Source organism: Pseudomonas sp. YJ42, from assembly GCF_047225135.1.
GTDB lineage: Bacteria > Pseudomonadota > Gammaproteobacteria > Pseudomonadales > Pseudomonadaceae > Stutzerimonas > Stutzerimonas stutzeri_E.
Window position 1 is genome coordinate 199,875 of record NZ_CP178378.1, and the last position, 16,134, is coordinate 216,008.

At 61.9% G+C, this 16,134-nt stretch carries 13 protein-coding genes and 1 pseudogene; 3 read left to right on the forward strand and 11 right to left on the reverse strand.

Annotation, left to right across the window (positions count from 1 at the left end; genetic code table 11):
* Positions 1 to 97 precede the first annotated feature (97 nt).
* The 7 genes from ACL0K2_RS00945 to ACL0K2_RS00975 form a co-directional block, all read right to left on the reverse strand.
* Positions 98 to 1,465: a TRAP transporter large permease gene (locus ACL0K2_RS00945; protein WP_413043559.1), complete on the reverse strand. Its 1,368-nt coding sequence runs from the start codon at positions 1,463 to 1,465 to the stop codon at positions 98 to 100.
* A gap of 16 nt (positions 1,466 to 1,481) precedes the next feature.
* Positions 1,482 to 2,096 (reverse strand): TRAP transporter small permease subunit, encoded by a 615-nt coding sequence (locus ACL0K2_RS00950; protein WP_045162066.1) that lies wholly within the window; start codon positions 2,094 to 2,096, stop codon positions 1,482 to 1,484.
* A 191-nt stretch (positions 2,097 to 2,287) separates the two neighbouring features.
* Positions 2,288 to 3,373 (reverse strand): TRAP transporter substrate-binding protein, encoded by a 1,086-nt coding sequence (locus ACL0K2_RS00955; protein ID WP_413043560.1) that lies wholly within the window; start codon positions 3,371 to 3,373, stop codon positions 2,288 to 2,290.
* 412 nt (positions 3,374 to 3,785) lie between these two features.
* Positions 3,786 to 4,181 (reverse strand): MerR family transcriptional regulator, encoded by a 396-nt coding sequence (locus ACL0K2_RS00960; protein WP_045161921.1) that lies wholly within the window; start codon positions 4,179 to 4,181, stop codon positions 3,786 to 3,788.
* Positions 4,182 to 4,311: 130 nt separating this feature from the next.
* A complete protein-coding gene (locus ACL0K2_RS00965) occupies positions 4,312 to 4,938 on the reverse strand; it encodes a CoA transferase subunit B (protein ID WP_239609311.1) in 627 nt (208 codons plus the stop codon).
* A 2-nt stretch (positions 4,939 to 4,940) separates the two neighbouring features.
* A complete protein-coding gene (locus ACL0K2_RS00970) occupies positions 4,941 to 5,636 on the reverse strand; it encodes a CoA transferase subunit A (RefSeq protein ID WP_413043561.1) in 696 nt (231 codons plus the stop codon).
* A 78-nt stretch (positions 5,637 to 5,714) separates the two neighbouring features.
* Complete coding sequence (locus ACL0K2_RS00975; RefSeq protein ID WP_196298655.1) at positions 5,715 to 6,611, reverse strand: hydroxymethylglutaryl-CoA lyase; 897 nt, start codon at positions 6,609 to 6,611, stop codon at positions 5,715 to 5,717.
* Between the two features lie 171 nt (positions 6,612 to 6,782).
* Between ACL0K2_RS00975 and ACL0K2_RS00980 the strand changes: the two are divergent.
* Together ACL0K2_RS00980 and ACL0K2_RS00985 are read left to right on the forward strand one after the other, a co-directional pair.
* Positions 6,783 to 7,547, forward strand: a pseudogene (locus ACL0K2_RS00980) (MCP four helix bundle domain-containing protein); the annotation flags it as partial.
* Positions 7,548 to 7,628: 81 nt separating this feature from the next.
* Positions 7,629 to 8,405 (forward strand): methyl-accepting chemotaxis protein, encoded by a 777-nt coding sequence (locus tag ACL0K2_RS00985; RefSeq protein WP_413044417.1) that lies wholly within the window; start codon positions 7,629 to 7,631, stop codon positions 8,403 to 8,405.
* Between the two features lie 179 nt (positions 8,406 to 8,584).
* Here ACL0K2_RS00985 and ACL0K2_RS00990 read toward each other — a convergent pair whose 3' ends face one another.
* The 4 genes from ACL0K2_RS00990 to ACL0K2_RS01005 all read right to left on the reverse strand — a co-directional run bounded on the left by ACL0K2_RS00990 (position 8,585) and on the right by ACL0K2_RS01005 (position 14,184).
* Positions 8,585 to 10,495 (reverse strand): acetyl/propionyl/methylcrotonyl-CoA carboxylase subunit alpha, encoded by a 1,911-nt coding sequence (locus tag ACL0K2_RS00990; protein ID WP_413043562.1) that lies wholly within the window; start codon positions 10,493 to 10,495, stop codon positions 8,585 to 8,587.
* Positions 10,492 to 11,295, reverse strand: coding sequence for a gamma-carboxygeranoyl-CoA hydratase (locus ACL0K2_RS00995; RefSeq protein ID WP_413043563.1), 804 nt, complete (start codon positions 11,293 to 11,295; stop codon positions 10,492 to 10,494). The genes ACL0K2_RS00990 and ACL0K2_RS00995 overlap by 4 nt, the downstream gene beginning before the upstream one ends.
* Positions 11,296 to 11,333: 38 nt before the next feature.
* Positions 11,334 to 12,941: a carboxyl transferase domain-containing protein gene (locus tag ACL0K2_RS01000; protein WP_413043564.1), complete on the reverse strand. Its 1,608-nt coding sequence runs from the start codon at positions 12,939 to 12,941 to the stop codon at positions 11,334 to 11,336.
* A gap of 79 nt (positions 12,942 to 13,020) precedes the next feature.
* Entirely contained in the window at positions 13,021 to 14,184 is a 1,164-nt protein-coding gene (locus ACL0K2_RS01005; RefSeq protein WP_045161932.1) for an isovaleryl-CoA dehydrogenase, read from the reverse strand.
* Between the two features lie 243 nt (positions 14,185 to 14,427).
* Here ACL0K2_RS01005 and ACL0K2_RS01010 point away from each other — a divergent pair, with 243 nt between their 5' ends.
* The gene (locus tag ACL0K2_RS01010) at positions 14,428 to 16,104 is read left to right on the forward strand and encodes an AMP-binding protein (RefSeq protein WP_045161933.1); all 1,677 of its coding nucleotides are present in this window, start codon (positions 14,428 to 14,430) and stop codon (positions 16,102 to 16,104) included.
* The last annotated feature ends 30 nt before the right edge of the window (positions 16,105 to 16,134 follow it).

Consider the following 16,134-nt stretch of genomic DNA (forward strand, 5'->3'; position numbering starts at 1 on the left):
CTCACGTCGTTCGCCCTCCGGGCCGCGCTAAAGCGCGTTAGCCGCAAGCGGCTTTCTGAGGCCGGTTTCAACGCAGTATTGCCAACGCAGGTAGTTTTTACTGGGCGTACACCTCGTTGGGCAGCCATGTGGCCAGAGGCGCATAGAAGAACACCAGTGCCAGACCGATCAACTGGATCAGGATGTAGGGCAGTACCCCAAAATACACGTCGCGGGTGGTCACTTCGGGCGGGCATACACCCTTGATGTAGAACAGCGCAAAACCCACCGGTGGCGTCAGGAACGAGGTCTGCAGGCACAGCGCGAACAGAATCGCGAACCACAGCGGGTCGACACCCATGGAAAACAGCACCGGTGCCACCAGCGGCAGAATGATCAGGGTGATCTCCACCCAGTCCAGGAAGAATCCCAGCAGGAAGGTGATCAACAGCACCGTCAGCAGCACCCCGGTCTGGCCGAAGGGCAGGCCGGTGAGTGCCGCGCGAATCACGTCGTCTCCACCTAGGCCGCGCAGCACGGCGGCGAACACCGTGGCACCGATGAATATGCCGAAAATGAAGGCTGAGGTGCGGCTGGTCTGATAGAGCGCCTCCTTGAACACGGCCATGTTCAGACGGCGACTGCAGGCCGCCATCAGCACCGCGCCGAACGCGCCGACGGCGGAGGCTTCGGTGGTAGTAGCGATACCGAAGAAAATCGACCCGAGCACGGCGAGGATCAGCACGAAGGGCGGCACCACGGCCCAGAACACGTCGAGCAGTGCGCGGGCGTCGAGCTTCGAGCGGTTGGCCGGTGCAGGCGCGAAATCCTTTTTCAGCCAGGATGCGATGACGATATAGAGGATGTACATCAGCGCCAGCATCATCCCGGGGATGAGCGCACCCATGAACAGTTTGCCCACCGAGGCTTCCGAAGTGCCGAGGCGGTCGGCCATCAACACCAGCATGATGCTCGGCGGGATCAGGATCCCCAGGGTGCCTACCGAGCAGGCGGTGCCGACGGCCAGGCTCTTGTTGTACTTGGCCTGTAGCATCGGGCCGATCGAGAGCATGCCCAAAAGTGCCACCGAAGCGCCGACGATGCCGGTGGAGGCGGCCAGGAGGATGCCCACCAGCACCACCGTGACTGCATAGCCACCGCGCAACGGACCGAGGACCCGTACCAGGCTGTGCATCAGACGCTCGGCGATGCCGGAACGGTCGAGCATGATGCCCATGAAGATGAACAGCGGCAGGGCGACCATCAGTTCATTGGCGACGATGCCGTAGATGCGCGCATCGAGCACGCCGATGGTGCCGTCCCAGGTGAACCAAAGGTCGGCATCGAAGTGTTCGATCAGCACATGGCCTAATACGGCGAACAGCAGTCCGGTGCCGGCCAACGACCAGGCCACCGGGAAACCAAGCAGCAGGAGCCCCATGAACGAGGCGAACATGCTGATGACGAGAATTTGTTCCAGACCCATGACTACGACTACTCCATCAGGGCTGCGAATGGCCGCGGTTGCGGTCATTCGTCGGGGCTGACAACGCCCGCGGGAAATTGAACAGCAAGGTGCTGCAACGCGTGGCCCGCGACAGCAGGGCCAGGGCGACCAGGGTCAGGCCCAGCGGCAACACGCTCTTGAAGATGAAACGGTGCGGCAGGCCGCTCGGCGCCTGCGAACGCTCGTTGTGGATGAAGGCCTGGTAGGCGAAGGGAATCAGCGCATCCACCATCAGCAGCACGATCGGCAGAGCCAGGAACAGGATGGATAGCAGCTCGATGATGGCCTGGCTGCGCAGGGTGAATTTTTCGCGTAGCACATCGACGCGTACATGGTCATCACGCACCACGGCATAGGCGAGCGCGAGCATCAAAGCCGCGCCGAACAGGTGCCAGGACAGCTCTTCCAGTGCGATCGAGCCGCGCGACAGCACGAAGCGACTGAAGACGTTGGTCAGCACCACCGCCAGCACCAGCAGCCAGATCCAGGCGCTGGCTTCGCCGATGGCGACCAGCGCCTTGTCCAGCCAATGGGAAAATTTGTTGTGCGGCAGTGCATCCGCATGGGCGGTGGGCACTGCATCGTCAGGGGAAACGGGAAGAACGGACACGGCCACCTCGGTAATCCGGCACTCATGAAGAAATGGCACGACCGAAGCCGTGCCGTCAGCGCCCTGGTTGGTTGGCTAGGTCAACGAGTTTCGCTGCCTGACGCCTCGATCGAAACGCCTGATCGGGGCTCGAGCATTCGAACCTGACTGACGCACCTACTTATCAGGGCACCGGAGTCAGTGCGCAGCGATCAGTCGTACTGGTAGTAATCGCGTGGCAGATAGCCCTTGCTGTGCCAGACCGAGTGATGCTTCATGAACGCGCGCTGGCTGGTCAGGACTCGATTGAATGTTTCGTCGTTGGCGGCGAGTTCGTCGAGCACCTCGTTGGTTACGCGTTCAAGCTCGCGCAACACTTCTTCGGGCAGCACCTGAGCCTCCACACCCTGCTTCTCGTAGTCGCCCAGTGCGGTCGGTTGGGCCCACTCGCTTTCGGCGAAGCCCTTGAGCGTGGCGGATTCACAGCCCATCTCGATCAGCGCACGGCTCTGCGGCTCCAGCTTGTCCCACACGCCCTTGTTCACCAGCAGGTGTGAGGTAGTCAACGTCTGGTGCCAGCCCGGCATGATGTAGTTCTTGATGATCTGATCCAGGCCCAGCATCTTGTCGATCGCCGGCTGCGAGAACTCGGTGGCATCAATGGTCTTGCGTTCCAATGCTTGATAGATCTCGCCACCTGGAATCATGGTGACCGAGGCGCCGAGCTTCTCCAGCACTTTGCCGCCGATACCGGCGAAGCGGATGCGCAGGCCGTCGATGTCTTCCAGCTTCTCGATCGGCTTGGCGAACCAACCGGCGCCTTCCGGGCCGATGATGCTGCACAGCATGGGGTGGATGTTGCGCTTGGCGTAGATCTCTTCGAGCAGTTTTTTGCCGTCACCCTCGTAGTACCAGGCCAGATATGCTGGCGGCTCCATATTGAAGGGCGCACCGGAGTAGAGCGGCAGCGCTGGGATGGTGCCTTGGTCGTAGCCGATCCAGGTGTAGCCGGCCGGATACTTGCCGTTGCTCACCGCATCCATGATCTCGAATGGCGGGACCAGTTCGCCGGGTTCGTAATAGCGCAGCTGAATATCGCCACCGGAAATCGCTTTGAGCGACTCGGACAGGTGCTTGACCGGCGTGGTCAGGCCGACGAGATGGGATGGAAAGGCCAACGGCACCTGCCAGCGAATCTTCTCGGCGGCCATCGCGTTTCCACTTAACAGGGTGGCGCTGAGAAGTGTGGTTGCGCCAATGGCACAGGCGAGGCGGGATAGCTTTTTCTTTACTGACATCGCAGGTTTCCTTGTTTTTGTTGTTTTGGATAACCAGAAGGTGCAGCCCGGTGTGGCGCTGCGCAGTGGAGGCGGGCGAGTGACATCCGGTCGCTCGTCCGCCAGATATTCTGGCCTCTAGCGCTTATCACCTAGCAGGTTCTGTGCCTGCCCCGATGAATACGTTGAAACGCGCGTCCCAGAGCCATTTCACCAACAACCTGGTGAAAGTGTTGTCCAGCAGGCTGGACATGCTGAGCGCGGATTATTTTGTATGTCCAATAATCTGGAAAAGTGTCTTTTGGTCTGGACGGCGAGTGCGTTGGACACGCCGAGACGGCGACCCCACCACGTGGTTGTGGCGAGTCGCTGCGGCTAAGAACGGGGGGACGGTTACCGAGACGGCGCTAGGCGCTCGCCGTGCGCTGGGCATTCAGCTCGCTTCTTTGCCCAGGGTCGCTTTCAATGCGGTGAGGCAGCGCTCTTCGGCAGTATCGAGCTCCAGCTGCATCTGCTGGATATCCAGTTGTTGCTGCTCAAGCTGCTGGCGGCGTTCGGCAATCATGCCGAGCATGATGTTGAGCTGCTTCTGGTTGCCCGCCTTGGGATCGTACAGCTCGATCAGCGTCTTGCATTCGGCGAGCGAGAAACCGAGGCGTTTTCCGCGCAGGATCAGCTTGAGCGCGACGCGGTCCTTGGGGGTGTAGATGCGTTCCTGGCCGCGCCGTGTCGGCGAGAGCATGCCCTGTTCTTCGTAGAAGCGTATGGCACGGGTGGTGATGTCGAGTTCGTTGGCTAAATCGGAAATGCTGTAGGTCTGCTTTGCCATGAATATATCCAGTCTTGCCTGTCCACCCGCGGCTCGCGACGAACCGGGCGCTTGTACTTATGTGAAACGAGCCAAGGCTACACGCTGCGCTGGCCCGATGCCCAGTGGCTTTTAGCCAGCGCTCGTTGCGTCAGCGTTGGATCGCGCAGCCGGTCGCTTCCTGAATCTGCTCGAAGGTGACCCCGTCAGCCAGTTCGACCAGCTTCAGTCCCTGTTCCGTGACGTCCAACACGCCCAGGTCGGTGATGATACGGTCGACCACGCCGACGCCGGTCAGCGGCAGATCGCACTGCTTGATGATCTTGTGCGCGCCCTTGGCCGTGTGCTCCATCAGCACCACCACGCGTTTGACCCCGGCGACAAGGTCCATTGCGCCGCCCATGCCCTTGACCATCTTGCCGGGGATCATCCAGTTGGCCAGATCACCTTTCTCCGACACTTGCATGGCGCCAAGAATCGCCAGGTTGATATGACCGCCGCGGATCATGCCGAAGCTCATGGCATTGTCGAAAAAGGCGCTGCCGGGGAGGGCGGTGACGGTCTGCTTGCCAGCGTTGATCAGGTCCGGATCGATCTCCTCCTCGGTGGGAAACGGACCGATGCCGAGCAGACCGTTCTCGCTCTGCAGCCAGACATCCATGCCGTCCGGAATATAGTTGGCCACCAACGTCGGCAGGCCGATCCCCAGGTTGACGTAGAAGCCATCCTGCAATTCCTGCGCGGCGCGTTGCGCCATCTGTTCACGTGTCCAGGCCATGATCAGCTCCTCACCGTACGTTTTTCGATGCGCTTCTCGGCGTTCGGGTTGTGGATGATGCGCTGCACATAGATGCCGGGCAGATGGACCTGGTCGGGGTCGATTTCGCCGGTTTCGACCAGTACATCGACTTCCACCACGCAGACCCTACCGGCCATGGCTGCGAGCGGGTTGAAATTGCGCGCGGTTTTGTTGAACACCAGATTGCCCGCCTTGTCGGCCTTGTGCGCCTTGACCAGGGTAATGTCGGCGGTGAGCGATTCTTCCATCACGTACCACTCGCCATTGAACTGGCGCGTTTCCTTGCCTTCGGCGATCAACGTGCCGTAGCCGGTGCGGGTGAAAAACGCGGGAATGCCGGAACCGCCTGCACGCAGCTTCTCGGCCAGGGTACCTTGCGGCGTGAATTCGAGTTCCAATTCGCCGGCCAGGTACTGGCGTTCGAATTCCTTGTTCTCGCCGACATAGGAGGAAATCATCTTGCGCACCTGGCGCGTTTCCAGCAGTACGCCCAGGCCGAAGCCGTCGACACCCGCATTGTTGCTGATCACCGTAAGATCCTTCTTGCCGGTGTCGCGTAGTGCTTCGATCAGCGCTTCAGGAATGCCACACAGACCGAAGCCGCCCACGGCGAGCGTCATGCCGTCTTCGATCAGGCCATCGAGCGCTTGCTGGGCGTTGGGATAGAGCTTGTTCATATGAACCTCGTGTTTTTCCGTGTGCCGCCACTCAAACCATAGGACCGGAACGCGCCGGTGCAAGCGGGCGTTTTGTCGTCATTGCGCCGCCTGGCGCGCACGAGCGACTCGTGAGCCGTTGGGTCGTCCCAGCACGTCACTGATGCGTTGTCCGGCGGCGATCAGGGCGTCGAGATCGACGCCGGTTTCGATGCCCAAGCCGTTCAGCATGTAGAGCACGTCCTCGCTGGCCACGTTGCCACTGGCGCCTTTGGCGTATGGGCAGCCGCCCAGGCCTGCAACCGAACTGTCGAACACGCAGATGCCTTCCAGCAGGCTGGCATAGATGTTTGCCAACGCCTGGCCGTAGGTGTCATGAAAGTGCCCGGCGAGCTTGTCGCGCGGGACCTCACGGCTGACCGTCTCGAACAGCTGCCGGGTCTTGCCCGGTGTGCCGGTGCCGATGGTGTCTCCCAGCGACACCTCGTAGCAGCCCATGGCGAACAGCTCATGAGCGACATGTGCGACGCGCTTGGGGTCCACTTCGCCTTCGTAGGGACAACCGAGCACGCAGGACACGTAGCCGCGCACCTGGATGCCGTTCTCTCGTGCGACTGCCATCAGCGGCGCGAAGCGCGCTAGGCTTTCTTCGATGGAGCAGTTGATATTCTTGTGCGAGAAAGCCTCGGAAGCGGCGCCGAACACCGCAACCTCGCTGACTCCGGCTTCGATGGCGGCCTCGAGCCCTTTCAGGTTGGGCGTCAGGGCGGCGTAAGTGACCCCGGTTTTCTGCCGGATCTGCGCGAATACCTCGGCCGAACCAGCCATCTGTGGGACCCACTTGGGCGACACGAAACTGCCGACCTCGATGTAATGCAGGCCGGCGGCACTCAGGTCGTCCACGAGGCGTACCTTATCGCCCACGCTGATCGGCTGCTTTTCGTTCTGCAGCCCGTCTCGGGGGCCCACTTCAACCAGGCGTACCCGGCGTGGCATTGCGGTGGTTGTAGTCATCGATTGTCCTCATGAACAAGTGCCGGTGCCGTCCCGGTAAGTTGGGGAGACCCATGGGTCATACGGCGACTCTGCTCCCTCAAGTTCCCAGCAGCATGGCAGATAACTTTGGAAGACCCGCTCCTTGGCGGGGCACCACGTTCGAGAACCGCCATGCTACGCAAACTGAAGATCTCCCACCGTACGCTGTTGTTCTTTGCGCTTGTCGCTGTACTGCTGACCGCGCTTGGGTTGTTTAGTCTGATGCAGATGGCGGCGATACGTGCCGCAGGCAGCGAAATCGACTCCGATTGGATGCCAAGCCAGGCGGCCGCTGACGATATGGCGCTGAACTTCGCTCACGTACGGATCGAATCCATGCGTCAGCTTGCTTTTCACGATGCCGAAACGCTTCGTAAGAGTGGTGAGGAGATCGCCGCGGCAATGACTGAAATCGGTCGCCTGATGGTTCGTTATGAGAATCACATCTCCAACCCCGACGAGGCTCGTACATTTAGCATCGTCAAGGAGGTATACGCGAATTATCCGCAGGCGCTTCAGGACCGGCAGCGCGTGCTTGATAGCAACCCGAGTGCCGAGCAGGCCGCCAGGGCTGAGGCGCGGGTTAGCGATCTTAGCCACCAGTTCGAGCAGGCCTTGTCGAAGCTCCGGTCCTTCAACGAAGAGGGCGCTCACCATGCAGTGGAGGCGGCTACTTCCGTTTACCAGAAGGCGCAGATGGTGATCGCCTCGGTGATCCTGATTGCGCTGGTCTCGACCGTTGCGTTGGCCCTGCTGTTGACCGCCAGTATCGTCCGGCCCATGCGTCGGGCTGTCGCCGTTTCGAATCAGATAGCCAAAGGCGACCTCACCCATGATGTGCATGTCGATGGCAATGACGAAGCGACCGAACTGTTGGCCTCGTTGAGCGAAATGCAGATCAACCTGCGTAACATCATCGGCCAGATCAACGATTCGGCCCATGTATTGACCGCCTCGGCCGAAGAGATGAGCGCTGTCATGCTGGACAGCACCCAGGGCCTGCAGCGGCAGAACGACCAGATCGAGCAGGCGGCCACTGCGGTGAACGAAATGACTTGCGCAGTCGAAGAGGTGGCCAGCAATGCCGTGTCCACTTCTGAAGCGTCGCGGGCCTCCAGCGAGTCGGCTCAGCAGGGGCGTAAGCAGCTCGAAGAGGCGATCGCGTCGATTCAGGCGTTGGCGGATGACGTCGTCAGCGCTTCGGCACGCGCCGGCGAACTGGCCGATCAGACCCATAACATCACCCGAGTACTGGATGTGATCCGTGCCGTTGCCGACCAGACCAATCTGCTGGCGCTGAATGCGGCCATCGAAGCTGCTCGCGCCGGCGATGCCGGGCGTGGTTTCGCTGTCGTGGCGGATGAAGTACGAGCGTTGGCCAAACGTACCGGCGAGTCGACCCGCGAAATCGAATCGATGATTGGTAGCATCCAGCAAGGCACGGGGCGGACGGTTGAAGCGCTGCAACAGGGTGCCGCTCGCGCCCAGGGCACACTCGATAAAGCCGAGGCGGCTGGCGTCGCCCTGGTGCGGATCGCCGAGACGGTGGCTGGGATCAACGAGCGCAATCTGGTAATTGCCAGTGCGTCGGAGGAGCAGGCGCAGGTCGCCCGTGAGATCGATCGCAACCTGGTCAGCATTCGCGATCTTTCGGTGCAAACATCCGCTGGCGCCCAGCAGACCAGCGTGGCGACTCAGGAGCTCTCGCGCCTGGCGGTGGGCCTGAATGGGCTTGTGCGTCGTTTCCGCATGTAGCCATTGAGCGGCGTTTGTACTTCTGTTGGAGCGAATTGGTCTGCTAGGGCGTTCTCGCGAGGGGCCTGGCTGGCGAGCGAGCTCGCTCCTGCAAAGGGTAGCACCGACGTTCCGCAGGCTATCACCGGGGGGCGCCACTGGCAGGTGCTCCCGGATCTGCCAGCCGTCGGTAACGGTCATCACTCAAGCTCCACCAACGTGGTGCCTTCGCTGATCATCTCGCCTTCGGCACAGTAAACGGCTTTCACCACGCCGGCTTCTGCCGCACGGATGCTGTGCTCCATCTTCATCGCTTCAAGCACGATCAGCGTGGCCCCGGCTTCGACGCTTTGCCCGGTCTCGACCAGGACGCGCACTATGCTGCCATTCATAGGGGCCGTCAGGCCGCCGTGGTGCTGATGGCTGGCTTCGGCTTCGGCGATGGGGTCGAATCCGGTTACCGCGTGCAGCTCGCCGTCCCACTCCAGGTAGAGCGTGTGGCCTTGGCGAATTGCCTTCGGCTTGCGTACCCCGCCAGCTGCAGGTTCGCGCTGAATGGCCGGTTCATCCATCCGCACCAGGCGGTTTTCACCGTTACACGTCAGGTGCACGCCAATCCGCGCCGGCATTCCGAAGCGCAGACCGGCGCGATCCGACCAGGGCGAGTGGACGTCATCACTGCGTACCTTGGCCGGTTCGGTTTCGATGTACAGCTCAGCGGCCAACTGCCAGAACGCATCCGCCAGTTCGCCTGGCTGGCGCATCAGTTCGGCTTCGTGCCGGGGAATGAAGCCGGTATCCAGTTCCGCCGCCGCGAAGGCAGGATGCCCAACCACCCGCCGCAAGAACGCCAGGTTAGTGCGCACACCGCCAACACAGGTTTCGCCGAGCATGGCCAGCAGCCGCAGACGCGCCTCTTCGCGGTTTTCGCCCCAGGCGATCAGCTTGCCAAGCATGGGGTCGTAGAACGGCGAAACCGTATCGCCTTCAGCCACGCCGCTGTCGACCCGACGACCCGGCCCCTCAGTGGATTCGCGATACAGGTCGAGGGTACCGGTGGCCGGCAAGAAGTCATTGTCAGGATCTTCGGCATACAGTCGCACCTCGATGGCGTGGCCGTTAAGCGGTACCTGATCCTGGCTGATCGGCAGGGGTTCACCGCGGGCGACGCGGATTTGCCAGGCGACCAGATCGAGACCGGTGATGGCTTCGGTGACTGGATGCTCGACCTGCAGGCGGGTGTTCATCTCCATGAAGAAGAACTCCCCGCGCGCATCGAGCAGAAACTCCACGGTGCCAGCACCGACATAACCGATGGCCTGCGCCGCCTTGACCGCCGCTTCGCCCATGGCTCGGCGCAATTCGGGGGAGAGGCCTGGCGCTGGTGCTTCTTCGACGACCTTCTGATGGCGCCGCTGGATCGAGCAGTCGCGTTCGTTGAGGTACAGGCAGTTGCCGTGCTGGTCGGCGAACACCTGAATCTCCACATGGCGTGGTTTGAGCACGTATTTTTCCACCAGCATCCGCGAATCGCCGAACGAGGATTGCGCCTCACGCTGGGCCGATTGCAGTGCTTCGGCGAGATCCACTTCGCGCTCCACGACCTTCATCCCTTTGCCGCCACCGCCGGCGGTGGCCTTGAGCAGCACCGGATAGCCGATCTTCTCGGCGGCAGCGCGGAAGGTTTCCACATCCTGGGCTTCACCGTGGTAGCCCGGTACCAGCGGAACACCAGCCTTTTCCATCAGCGCCTTGGCGGCTGACTTGCTACCCATGGCGTCGATGGCCGAGGCGGGCGGGCCGAGGAAAATCAGCCCGGCGCCTTCGATGGCACGGGCGAAATCAGCATTCTCGGACAGAAAGCCGTAGCCCGGGTGGATCGCCTGGGCGCCGCTGGCTTTGGCTGCGGCGATCAGCTTGTCGATCATCAGATAGCTTTCGGCGGGCTTGGCACCACCGAGCTCGACGCGGATGTCGGCTTCGCGCGCATGGCGTGCGTCACGGTCGATGGCGCTATGCACGGCGACGGTGGTCAGGCCCATGGCCTTGGCGGTGCGCATCACGCGGCAGGCGATTTCGCCGCGGTTGGCCACCAGAAGGGTGGTTATCATTGTTGTGGCTCCTGTATCCAATTCGGTTTGCGCTTCTCCAGAAAGGCATTCAAGCCTTCTTGCCCCTCAGGGCTGACGCGGATACGGGCGATGCTGTTTTCGGTATAGCGGCGAAGCGCCGGGTTGAGCGATCCGCTGCTGGCTTCGCGCATCAGATCCTTGCTGGCGCGCATGGCCTGCGGGCTGTTCAGCAGGAGCGTGTCGATCCAGCCGCAGAGGTTGTCGTCCAGCGCTTCAGCGGCATAGGTTTCCGACAGCAGGCCAAGATCGCGAGCGCGTTCGCCGCTGAAGCGTTCGCCGGTCATCGAATAGCGGCGCGCGGCCCGTTCGCCGATGGCCTTGGCCACGAAGGGGCTGATCACCGCTGGCGCGAGGCCGATGCGCACTTCCGAGAGCGACAGTTGTGCGTCCTGCGCGCCAATAGCCATGTCGCAGCAGGCGATCAGCCCGACTGCGCCGCCAAAGGCCGCGCCTTGCACGACCGCAAGCGTCGGCAGCTTCAAGTGGTAGAGGCTGTACATCATTTCAGCCAGTTCACGGGCATCGGTGAGGTTGGCATCGAAGTCCAGCTTCGCCGATTGCTGCATCCAGGCCAGATCGGCCCCCGCGCAGAAATGCTTGCCGCGCCCGCGCAGCAGCAGGAAGCGCAGGTTCTTGTCCGATTGCACCTGATCGATGGCGAGCACCAGTTCACGGATCATCTCGGCGTTGAAGGCGTTGTTTTTTTCCGGTCGATTGAGCCAGAGCGTGGCGAAGCCGCGCGGATCCATTTCCAGTTGTACGGTGGTGAAATCGGTCATGACGGCAAATCCTCGATCACTGGGGGCGTGAGCGCCGCTCACATCCGGAATACGCCAAAGCGGGTCGGCTCGATCGGCGCGTTGAGACTGGCCGAGAGTGCCAGGCCCAACAGATCGCGTGTCTGCGCCGGGTCAATAACCCCGTCGTCCCATAGCCGGGCGCTGGAATAGTAGGGGTGTCCCTGGCGTTCGTACTGTTCGAGAATCGGCTGCTTGAGGTGGGCTTCGTCCTGCTCGGAAAACTCCTGTCCGCTGCGTTCAGCCTGCTCACGCTTGACCTGTACCAGTACGCCTGCAGCCTGTTCGCCACCCATCACGCCGATGCGCGCGTTGGGCCACATCCACAGGAAGCGCGGATCATAGGCGCGTCCGCACATGCCGTAATTGCCGGCGCCGAAGCTGCCGCCGATGACCACGGTGAATTTCGGCACCTGAGCGCAGGCCACCGCGGTGACCAGCTTGGCGCCGTGCTTGGCGATGCCGCCGGTCTCGTACTTCTGCCCGACCATGAAGCCTGTGATGTTCTGCAGGAACAGCAGCGGGATGCCGCGTTGACAGGCCAGCTCAATGAAGTGCGCACCTTTCTGCGCCGCTTCGGCAAAGAGGATGCCGTTGTTCGCCAGGATAGCGATGGGGTAGCCGTGTAGCGTGGCAAAGCCGCAAACTAAAGTGGTGCCGAACAGGGCCTTGAATTCATCGAACTCGCTGCCATCGACCAGCCGTGCGATCACCTCGCGCACGTCATAAGGCTGCTTGGCCTGGGCCGGGATCACCCCGTACAGCTCGTCGGCGGCGTACAGCGGCGCGCGTGGTTCGCGACTCTGCAGCTGGCCGAGCTTGCGCCAGTTGAGGTTGGCCACGCAGCGACGGGCGATAGCCAGTGCATGCTCGTCATTCTCGGCGTAATGGTCGGCCACACCGGACGTCTTGCAGTGCACGTCGGCGCCGCCCAGGTCTTCGGCGGTGACCACTTCGCCGGTGGCGGCTTTCACGAGGGGCGGGCCAGCGAGAAAGATCGTCGCCTGGTTGCGCACCATGACGGTTTCATCGGCCATCGCCGGCACGTACGCGCCGCCGGCAGTGCAGGAGCCCATCACCACGGCAAGCTGCGGAATGCCCATCGAGCTCATGTTGGCCTGGTTGAAGAAAATGCGGCCGAAGTGCTCGCGGTCCGGGAAAACCTCGTCCTGACGCGGCAGGTTGGCACCGCCCGAGTCCACCAGGTAGATGCAAGGCAAGCGGTTCTGTTGAGCGATGGCCTGGGCGCGCAGGTGTTTCTTCACGGTCAATGGGTAGTAGCTGCCGCCTTTTACCGTGGCGTCGTTGGCGATGACCATGCATTCGACGCCTTCGACGCGCCCGATGCCGGCGACCACGCCAGCGGCGGCAACGTCCTCGCCGTAAACCTTGTAAGCCGCCAGCGGCGCGACTTCGAGAAACGCCGAACCGGGGTCGAGGAGGGCATTGATGCGGTCGCGTACCAGCAACTTGCCGCGGGCGATGTGACGCTGCTGGGCCTTCTCGCCACCGCCTTCACTGACACGGCCGAGCAGGGTGCGGAGGCTTTCCACCTGCTCGAGCATAGCGTCGCGATTGGCGGCGAATTCGGGGGAGCGGGTGTTGATCTGGGTATTCAGGATAGCCATGCGGCTCACTCCGAATTGAGTATCTTGCGTAGCGTGGGCCGAGCGACGTTCCGCTTCAGCCCACCGTTATTCGGCGAACTTATTTGGTTTCGTTGTACAGCTCGCGGCCGATCAGCATCCGGCGAATCTCACTGGTACCGGCGCCGATTTCGTAGAGTTTGGCGTCGCGCAGCAGTCGGCCAGTGGGAAATTCGTTGATGTAGCCGTTGCCGCCGAGGATCTGGATGGCCTGCAAGGCCATTTGCGTTGCCGCTTCGGCGGTGTAGAGGATCACTCCAGCGGCATCCTTACGGGTGGTTTCACCGCGGTCGCAGGCCTGCGCCACGGTGTAGAGATAGGCGCGGCTGGCATTGAGCTGGGTGTACATGTCGGCCACCTTGCCCTGGATGAACTGAAATTCGCCGATGCTCTGGCCGAATTGCTTGCGGTCGTGGATATAGGGCACGACCACATCAAGGCAGGCCTGCATGATTCCAACCGGGCCGCCGGCCAGTACCACGCGTTCGTAGTCCAGCCCACTCATCAGTACCTTCACGCCGCCGTTCTCGACGCCCAGCACGTTCTCTTCCGGCACCTCGACGTCATCGAAGAACAGCTCGCAGGTGTTGGAGCCGCGCATGCCGAGCTTGTCGAACTTGTTCCCACGCGAGAATCCCTTCCAGTCACGCTCGACGATGAACGCAGTGATGCCGTGGGCGCCTCTGTCCAGGTCGGTCTTGGCATAGATCACGTAGGTGTTGGCGTCCGGGCCGTTGGTGATCCAGGTCTTGCTGCCATTGAGCACGAAGCGATCGCCCTTGCGGTCTGCACGCAGCTTCATCGAGACCACGTCGGAGCCGGCATTCGGCTCGCTCATCGCCAGGGCGCCGACGTGTTCGCCTGAAACGAGCTTGGGCAGGTACTTGGCCTTCTGCTCGGGTGTGCCGTTGCGGTTGATCTGGTTGACGCAGAGGTTCGAATGCGCACCGTACGAGAGTCCAACCGAAGCCGAGCCGCGGCTGATCTCCTCGATGGCAATGACGTGCGCCAGATAACCCATGCCAGCGCCGCCGAATTCCTCGTCTATGGTGATACCGAGCAGACCCATGTCGCCGAACTTGCGCCACATGTCACTGGGGAAGAGGTTGTCACGGTCGATGGCTTCGGCGCGGGGCGCCAGCTCGTCAGCCACGAAACCGCGCACCTGGTCGCGGAGCATGTCGACGGTTTCACCGAGGGCGAAGTTGAGGCCGGAGTAGTTCATGTGCCACCTGTTCTGTTTTGTAGTTGTTCTGATTCGACTGCCGGACGTCGCGAAACGTTGATAACGCCTGTCGTCCGGCCTGTTCGCTCACCACGCTCCAACAGCGACTTTAGGTGTAGGGTGCGGTGGGTTGTCACGCTGTTACCTTTACGTTAACGTAATCAAACGCCGGGATAACTGTCAACTCATCGATATCCCCGGACGGCAAGGCCTCATAACAAACATAAGACTGAGGAGTCCGACATGAGTCTTCCGAGTTACACCTGCGGTCCGCAGACCAAACCTCTGTTGGCGATGACCATCGGTGCGGCGTTCGATCGGGCAGTCGAGCGGTTCGCCGAGCGTGAGGCCCTGGTCGTTCGCCATCAGAACTTGCGCTACACCTGGGCCCAGCTGTCCGATGAGGTAGACCGCTGCGCAAGGGGACTGCTGGCGCTCGGTCTGCAGCCGGGCGAACGGGTGGGCATCTGGTCGCCGAACAATGCTCAGTGGTGCATCACCCAGTTCGCGACCGCCAAGATTGGTGTGGTCCTGGTGAACATCAACCCGGCCTATCGCCTCAACGAACTCGAGTATGCGCTCAAGCAGTCCGGCTGCCGTTGGCTGATCTGCGCCGATGCCTTCAAAACCTCCGATTACCACGCCATGCTCAACGAGCTGCTGCCGGAGCTGGAGCGATCGGCCGTTGGCGCCCTGCAAAGTCACATGCTCCCGGAGCTGCGCGGCGTGATCAGCCTGTGCGACACACCGGTGGACGGCATGCTGTTGTGGAAAGGGCTGATGGACATGGCCGATCAGGTCGGACCCGAGCAGCTGCGACTGTGCAGCGAGCAGCTGCAATTCGACGACCCGATCAACATCCAGTACACCTCGGGCACCACCGGTTTTCCGAAGGGCGCGACGCTCAGCCACTACAACATCCTCAACAACGGCTACATGGTCGGGGAGAGCCTCAAGCTGACCGAGCACGACCGGCTGGTGATTCCGGTGCCGCTGTATCACTGCTTCGGCATGGTCATGGGCAACCTGGGCTGCGTCACCCACGGTACCACCATGATCTATCCGAGCGCGGCATTCGAACCGCTAGCGGCGCTGCAGGCCGCGGCCGAAGAAAAAGCCACGGGGATGTACGGTGTGCCGACCATGTTCATCGCCATGCTTGACCACCCGGAACGCCCCTCACTGGATCTGAGCAGCTTGCGCACCGGCATCATGGCTGGCTCGACCTGCCCGATCGAAGTGATGAAACGGGTCATCGACGACATGCACCTGGCCGAAATGCAGATCGCCTACGGCATGACCGAGACCAGCCCGGTGTCCACTCAAACCAGTGCCGACGATGACCTCGAGCGCCGCGTGACCAGCGTCGGGCGTACCCAGCCGCATCTGGAGAGCAAGGTGGTCGACGAGCACAACCGCATCGTCCCGCGCGGGCAGATCGGCGAGCTCTGCACCCGTGGCTACAGCGTGATGCTGGGCTACTGGAACAACCCGGAAGCCACCGCCGGTGCCATCGACGGCGCGCGCTGGATGCACACCGGCGACCTGGCGATCATGGACGACGAGGGCTATCTGAAGATCGTTGGGCGCAACAAGGACATGATCATTCGCGGCGGTGAGAACGTGTATCCGCGCGAGATCGAGGAGTTTCTCTTCACCCATCCGGCCGTGGCTGACGTGCAGGTGATCGGGGTGCCGGACAAGACCTACGGCGAAGAGATCGTCGCCTGGGTCAAGCTGCATCCCGGCCATGAGGCTACGGCGGACGATCTGCGCGCGTTCTGCAAGGGGCGCATCGCCCACTTCAAGACGCCGCGCCACATCAAGTTCGTCGACGAATTTCCCATGACCATCAGCGGCAAAGTCCAGAAATTCAAGATGCGCGAAGTCAGCGTCGCTGAGCTGGGCCTTGCTGAGTAACCAAGCAGCGGCGTGCCGGTCAGCAGCACC

What these genes read in the sequence shown, in the direction of transcription:
- ACL0K2_RS00945 (WP_413043559.1), bottom strand. Translation starts at nt 1,465, where the DNA reads ATGGGTCTGGAACAAATTCTCGTCATCAGCATGTTCGCCTCGTTCATG.
- ACL0K2_RS00955 (WP_413043560.1), bottom strand. Translation starts at nt 3,373, where the DNA reads ATGTCAGTAAAGAAAAAGCTATCCCGCCTCGCCTGTGCCATTGGCGCA.
- ACL0K2_RS00960 (WP_045161921.1), bottom strand. Translation starts at nt 4,181, where the DNA reads ATGGCAAAGCAGACCTACAGCATTTCCGATTTAGCCAACGAACTCGAC.
- ACL0K2_RS00965 (WP_239609311.1), bottom strand. Translation starts at nt 4,938, where the DNA reads ATGGCCTGGACACGTGAACAGATGGCGCAACGCGCCGCGCAGGAATTG.
- ACL0K2_RS00970 (WP_413043561.1), bottom strand. Translation starts at nt 5,636, where the DNA reads ATGAACAAGCTCTATCCCAACGCCCAGCAAGCGCTCGATGGCCTGATC.
- ACL0K2_RS00975 (WP_196298655.1), bottom strand. Translation starts at nt 6,611, where the DNA reads ATGCCACGCCGGGTACGCCTGGTTGAAGTGGGCCCCCGAGACGGGCTG.
- ACL0K2_RS00985 (WP_413044417.1), top strand. Translation starts at nt 7,629, where the DNA reads ATGCTGGACAGCACCCAGGGCCTGCAGCGGCAGAACGACCAGATCGAG.
- ACL0K2_RS00990 (WP_413043562.1), bottom strand. Translation starts at nt 10,495, where the DNA reads ATGATAACCACCCTTCTGGTGGCCAACCGCGGCGAAATCGCCTGCCGC.
- ACL0K2_RS00995 (WP_413043563.1), bottom strand. Translation starts at nt 11,295, where the DNA reads ATGACCGATTTCACCACCGTACAACTGGAAATGGATCCGCGCGGCTTC.
- ACL0K2_RS01000 (WP_413043564.1), bottom strand. Translation starts at nt 12,941, where the DNA reads ATGGCTATCCTGAATACCCAGATCAACACCCGCTCCCCCGAATTCGCC.
- ACL0K2_RS01005 (WP_045161932.1), bottom strand. Translation starts at nt 14,184, where the DNA reads ATGAACTACTCCGGCCTCAACTTCGCCCTCGGTGAAACCGTCGACATG.
- ACL0K2_RS01010 (WP_045161933.1), top strand. Translation starts at nt 14,428, where the DNA reads ATGAGTCTTCCGAGTTACACCTGCGGTCCGCAGACCAAACCTCTGTTG.